This window comes from uncultured Cardiobacterium sp., assembly GCF_938028185.1.
Taxonomy (GTDB): domain Bacteria; phylum Pseudomonadota; class Gammaproteobacteria; order Cardiobacteriales; family Cardiobacteriaceae; genus Cardiobacterium.
Window position 1 is genome coordinate 1 of sequence record NZ_CALJAH010000200.1, and the last position, 5,296, is coordinate 5,296.

Here is a 5,296-nt window from a genome sequence, read left to right on the forward strand (position 1 = left end):
TCCTCGTCCAGGCTCAGCTGGATCCCGTCCTCACCGCGCTCCAGGCCCTCCAGGCGCACCCCCAGGAGCCGGTACCCGCCGGGCGGGACGGGAAGGGCCTCGAAGAGCGCGCTGACGGTCTGCCACACGTCCCGGGCCAGATCCGTGGAGGCCGGCAGGGTCCGTGAGCGGGTCACCGTCACGAAGTCCGCCCCCCGGGCCTTGAGGACCACCACCCGCGAGCGCAGCGCCCTGGCCCGCAGGCGGGCCGCGCACTGGTGGCACTGGTCGAGCAGGACCAGGCGGGCCTGCTCGTGGTCGGTGAGGTTGTCAAAGAAGGTGGTCTCGGTGCCCACGGACTTCTCCTGGCGGCTGGTGGTCACCGGCCGGGGGTCGATGCCGTGGGAGAGGTCGGCCAGGTGGTGGGCGGCCGCCTGGCCCAGGATCCTCTCCAAGGTGCGCACGTCGGTGGCCGCCAGGGTGCGCACGTCGGTAATGCCCCAGCGCTCCAGGGCGGCGGCGGTCCGCTCCCCCACCCCCCACATGGCGCCCACCGGCAGGACGTCGAGGAAGTCCTGGGTGGCGTGGGCGGGGACGAGCAGGAGGCCGCCAATACGGTGATGACGCGCTTTTTTGCGCAATACCGCATGATTCGTCATTTGGCATATTGCGATTTCCCGTCCCGGGATCCGGTGAAATCCCTCGTTGACCAAATTATGTACCGGACATATGAGGATTTTCATCCCTCATATGGTGAATGCCTCGACAACCTGAAACACTGGCTGTTGCGGTTGATCTATATTCTGGACAACAAGAGCGACAAGGATTTGCTTGTCTTGTCACAACGGGAATGCACCGATTATCCCTGGGAACAGGTAGAAATGCGGGCAAGACAGGCTTACCTGGCCGTGTGCCTCGATATTTACCGTTCTGAACGCGAAGCGGAGGAGATATGAAACATTATTCCGACGTTATCGCCAGGCTGGGGCGCGAAGCATGGCTGTTTGCATTACGCGGACGGTATTTCATTTCGCGGGAAAACCGAAGTGGCAATCTGTCCCGGCGAATGGAGCAGACCATTCCTTTGCCAGCCGAATTGACTGACGCTGAAGCCTTGGCCGTGTTTTATGCCCAGGCTTTGCATTGGGGTATTGCCAATCCATATGCCAAAAACATGGGACACAACCGCTATCAGGTATTCCCTTCATGCGGCGCGAGATTCTTTTTGGTTGAAATCATCCCGGGAGACTACCCGCAATACCGGATTGAGGATCTGTCTGCCGATTTGCAGCCTTTGGGGTCTCTAAAATCCTGGCTCAAAGCGCAGGAAACTGTTTGCCAGGAGGCAATAGCGCCTGTCCCGTTAATGCGTGGCATGAGCTGTTTCCACCAGGCTGACAGTGGTCGTCGTTTTGCCATTCGCATTAATGACAATTTTGACGACTTCCATCGTACAACAACGCCTTATGTGGCGGATATGGTATTGCTGCCGGAAGGTGGCGATCCCGCCTCGCTGTTTTGGCAGCAGGCCGTGGACTGGGGAATTGCCTGGAGCCTGAAACCCCAGGATGACGATTTTGATGACAATGTCCCCTTTTAACCTTTTTACCCGGCGCAAGCCGGGTTTTTCTTGCCCGCGATGCATTGACGGCAACAGGGCAAAGGGCTATATTCCGCCGCAAGTGTTGGCGAACCGAAAACGCAGTCGCGCGGACTCAAAACGCACCTTTAAAGCGCCGGACCGAATCGGATATGCGTGAGCAATCACGCGAAACTCGTCTGCAATCCCGGCATCACCGCGCAAGCGGTGTGGCGACTTCTTCAACTGCTGCAACAGCAGCACCTCAACCCGCAGGGGAATCTTCCCCTGCCCGGGGTCGTTTTCTCCTGCTTTTTTTATCCAACAGGAGAACCCCAATGGCTTATATGAATCAGCAGAAAAAACTTTGCATCGCCGATGCGCTGAAAAAGGTCGTTCCCAAAGACTGGAAATACAGCCTTGCAGTGCGGCATCACTCAACCATTGTGATGACTATCCGCGCCGCTCCAGTCAATTTCATGCAACTGGAAGCCGAACACCTCCGCGCAGAACTACGGTGCGGCCACCCTTGTGTCGATCCAGACTACATTGCTGCACACATCGGTGAGTTGGAGCGCGGTGAAGTGGAGCATTTCCAGCTGAACGAATACCAGGTCGCCACACAGTTTCCCGGTGAAATCGGTGCGACTTTTGCAAAGATCGTGGCCGCGCTCAATACCGGAAATCACGACAACAGCGATTTGATGACCGACTATTTTGACGTTGGCCATTACATCTCGTTGCGCATCGGCGATTACGGCAAACCGTTCCGCTATATCCCGCCAGATACAGCTGCTGCCTGATTTCTTTCTTTTCCTTCAAGCCGTGCAGGGGACACCCTCGCGGGGCGTCTCCTGTTTTTCTTTTTCGTTTATCTCAGGAGACCATCTATGAACAATCTAAACTATGCCATTGCCTCATCCGCTGCCGGTTTTTTCATCCAACGAGAAACCGTTGATGCCGACGGGAATGTCAGCCACCGCCGCGAAAGCGCCTTCATGACGGAACGCGAGGCACGGGAAACCCTTGTCGCATTGCAAAGCAGCAAGATCACACCGCTGATAGTAATGCGTTCCCGCCACGGCTACTACATCGGCCGTGCCGAGGTCAGTACGGGCTATCCCATGCCCTATTCGCGCGACAGTGTCGAGTATTACTCGCGCAAAGAAGACGCGCAGCAGGCGCTTGATACCAGTTCTTGGACGCAACGCGACCATTACTGACTGTCCCAACTCGCCGCGCACAAGCGCAACATCCCCCGGGGAATTCGGTTTCCCTGCGGGGAAACGGTTTTGCCCGGCTCTTTTGCAAAGGAGCCAACCATGTCAAATGCCAATACAAAACCTGTCCCCGGACTACCGGCAGGCTACAGCGCCGACCGTCTCTGGCAGGACGGCAAGGTCGTACTGCATATCCAGCATCACAACCACCTGCTGCGCCGGGAGATTTTCGACCCCGACACCTGGCTGGGCGACCTGACCGATGATCCCGCCGCCACGCCAGCAATTGCCGAACACATGGCCGTTATGTACGCACGGGCGTTCGTTATCCTGCACACCAGTCTGCGGCAGCAACTGGGCGAGAGCGGGCTGCATGATGATGCCAGCGGCATTTCCCTGCGCTACTGCCTCGGCAAGTGCAAGGGCGATCCCCGCTGCGACAACCTTGATGTCGGCTTTTACCGACACGGGCAACTGCTGCGTAGCGACAGCTACCCGCTGTATATGCCGTACTTTGACCCGTGCGGCGACTTCCGGGAAATCCCGGAATTGCTGGAACCGGTGCTGGAGGATTTCTGGCAACTCATTGCCGAACACCGTCAATCCTGACCGCATCCGCACTGCAAGGTGCATCATTCGCGCACAAGCGCACATCCCCCGGGGAGTTCTGCTTCCCCACGGGGGCAGAGTTTGCCGGGTTCTTCAACCCTTTGACACAGGAGTAAACCATGTCAAAATTGACTGAAGCCGCAGAACTTCTCGACCAATTACCGGCCGAGAGCAGACGGGCGATTACAACGCTCATTGACTTGAAGACGGAGGACAACATGGACAAGGTGCTGAACAAACTGGACAGCATGACGGAAACTTTCAACGCTCGTTTCGAGTTGCTGGAAAAAACCGTTGATGTCCGCCTGAAAGCCCTGGACGACAAGATCGATACCAAGTTTGATGCGCTGACCCACCGGATCAACGCTATCTACTGGTTCATCGGCGCGGTCGTAACCCTTGCGGTTGCGGTGTTGCGTTATTTGCCGCCATCCTCGCTTCACTAAGCCAAACGGAGATACCCTGCGGGGTGTCTCCTTGACTGGCTGGTGTCAGGGCAACCATCCCTGACCGCCTGATTTTCAACCGCCGCACCGCAAGGTGCGGTTTTCTCATCGCGCTTATGCGCACAACCCCGTGGGGAACGCTTCCCCGCCGGGGTGGTGTTCCCCTTCTTCTTTCCCTGAACAATGGAGAACACCATGAACATGAACCTTGATTCTTTCGCCGCCGCCATGGGCATTCCCGTTTATCGCGAAGCGTCCTGCACTGTGCCGGGGCAGTCCTTCGTTAATGACCTGCTCGGCGCGGAACTTCTGGCCGCGCTGCGCGCCAATGACAGCGATGATCCCGATGCGGCGTGGCCGCTGGTACACCTTCGCCTGGAAGGCACCGGCTGCCAATGGTTGCTGACCCGCATTGACGGGGATGACGTTGCCTACGGCCTTTGTGATCCCGGAACGGGGCACCTGGCCGTGATGCACACCGACCTGCGCGCGCTGTTGATTCAGTTGGCGCACCGCCGCGACGCGCTGCGTTGCAACCCAGATTTCCGCGCCCGCGCACCGCTGGCCGAATACACCCGTCAGTCCTGCATGGCCGGTCGCATCGTCCTCGATTGGGACGGCGCGCCGCAGCCGCCGGACGGTGACGGCGCTGCCGAAATCATCCCGCTCGCCACCTTCCTTGGAGACTACCGCACACAGCTGCTCGAACAAATCGAGACGCAAACGCCGGTGGTCTATCGTGGCGAACACCCTGCCTGGCAGGACGACGTCCTTGCCGGGTTGAAACGCCGCCCCTTCCCCGCGCAGAAAAAGCGCATTCACGCCGTCTATGCCGGACTGGTCGAACGTGGCCTGCCGGCCGTCTTCTTGAACGGAGAAATGGGCACCGGCAAGACGATGATGGGCATCTGCGTCTCGGCGCTGATGCAGCACGGTTACTCGCGCAAACCGGTCTTGGTCATTTCGCCGCCGCATCTCGTGTACAAGTGGCGACGCGAAATTCTCGACACCGTGCCGGAGGCCTCGGTAACGGTCATCAATGGCAGCAATGCCATTCGTGAACTGATGGCTTTCCGCCGTCGGCTGATGGCAAACATCCTCAATGACGGCACACCGCCGCTGGATCCAACGCGGCCGCACTACCTCATCATCGGGCGGGTGCGGATGCGCATGGGCTTCCACTGGCGGCCGGCGTACGCGACGCGCAACCATTATTTTCGCGCGCGCGACGATGATGGCGGGCAAACCCGCATCGCTAGCTACCAGGCAATCTGCTGTCCGCATTGCGGCACCTTCCAGACCATTGGCGAAGGCGACTTGCCAGTCAACGTCGCGCAATTCCCGAGCTGGGGCAAAGACCGCCGCATGAGTTGCCAAAACAAGAGCTGTGGCGCGCCGCTGTGGACGATGTGCCATCAAGGCAAAGAGGAAGATGATGCGGAGCGCAAGCTGCGCAAATTCCT

Annotated in this window: 7 protein-coding genes and 1 pseudogene; 7 read left to right on the plus strand and 1 reads right to left on the minus strand. The window is 58.8% G+C overall.

All coding sequences use genetic code 11. The annotated features are described in order from the left end of the window. Positions 1-587: pseudogene (locus Q0349_RS05875) on the minus strand (DNA polymerase IV); the annotation flags it as partial. A 39-nt stretch (positions 588-626) separates the two neighbouring features. Between Q0349_RS05875 and Q0349_RS05880 the strand changes: the two are divergent. From Q0349_RS05880 to Q0349_RS05910, 7 genes are all read left to right on the plus strand, one after another. After that, positions 627-935, plus strand: coding sequence for a hypothetical protein (locus Q0349_RS05880; RefSeq protein ID WP_298079950.1), 309 nt, complete (start codon positions 627-629; stop codon positions 933-935). Continuing rightward, positions 932-1,579 (plus strand): hypothetical protein, encoded by a 648-nt coding sequence (locus Q0349_RS05885; RefSeq protein WP_298079951.1) that lies wholly within the window; start codon positions 932-934, stop codon positions 1,577-1,579. The genes Q0349_RS05880 and Q0349_RS05885 overlap by 4 nt, the downstream gene beginning before the upstream one ends. Before the next feature lie 152 nt (positions 1,580-1,731). Further along, positions 1,732-2,361 carry a hypothetical protein gene (locus Q0349_RS05890; RefSeq protein ID WP_298079952.1) on the plus strand — a complete coding sequence of 210 codons (630 nt, stop codon included), beginning with the start codon at positions 1,732-1,734 and terminating at the stop codon, positions 2,359-2,361. Positions 2,362-2,448: 87 nt separating this feature from the next. Continuing rightward, positions 2,449-2,781 carry a hypothetical protein gene (locus tag Q0349_RS05895; RefSeq protein ID WP_298079953.1) on the plus strand — a complete coding sequence of 111 codons (333 nt, stop codon included), beginning with the start codon at positions 2,449-2,451 and terminating at the stop codon, positions 2,779-2,781. A 99-nt stretch (positions 2,782-2,880) separates the two neighbouring features. Continuing rightward, positions 2,881-3,387, plus strand: coding sequence for a hypothetical protein (locus Q0349_RS05900; RefSeq protein WP_298079954.1), 507 nt, complete (start codon positions 2,881-2,883; stop codon positions 3,385-3,387). A 119-nt stretch (positions 3,388-3,506) separates the two neighbouring features. Beyond that, positions 3,507-3,833 (plus strand): hypothetical protein, encoded by a 327-nt coding sequence (locus Q0349_RS05905; protein WP_281839394.1) that lies wholly within the window; start codon positions 3,507-3,509, stop codon positions 3,831-3,833. 195 nt (positions 3,834-4,028) lie between these two features. Beyond that, on the plus strand, positions 4,029-5,296 hold a 1,268-nt coding region (locus tag Q0349_RS05910; protein ID WP_298079955.1), incomplete at its 3' end, for a DUF2958 domain-containing protein.

Excerpts from the sequence above, each read along its gene's own strand:
- Q0349_RS05880 (WP_298079950.1), top strand. The coding sequence starts at position 627 with ATGATTCGTCATTTGGCATATTGCGATTTCCCGTCCCGGGATCCGGTG.
- Q0349_RS05885 (WP_298079951.1), top strand. The coding sequence starts at position 932 with ATGAAACATTATTCCGACGTTATCGCCAGGCTGGGGCGCGAAGCATGG.
- Q0349_RS05890 (WP_298079952.1), top strand. The coding sequence starts at position 1,732 with ATGCGTGAGCAATCACGCGAAACTCGTCTGCAATCCCGGCATCACCGC.
- Q0349_RS05895 (WP_298079953.1), top strand. The coding sequence starts at position 2,449 with ATGAACAATCTAAACTATGCCATTGCCTCATCCGCTGCCGGTTTTTTC.
- Q0349_RS05900 (WP_298079954.1), top strand. The coding sequence starts at position 2,881 with ATGTCAAATGCCAATACAAAACCTGTCCCCGGACTACCGGCAGGCTAC.
- Q0349_RS05905 (WP_281839394.1), top strand. The coding sequence starts at position 3,507 with ATGTCAAAATTGACTGAAGCCGCAGAACTTCTCGACCAATTACCGGCC.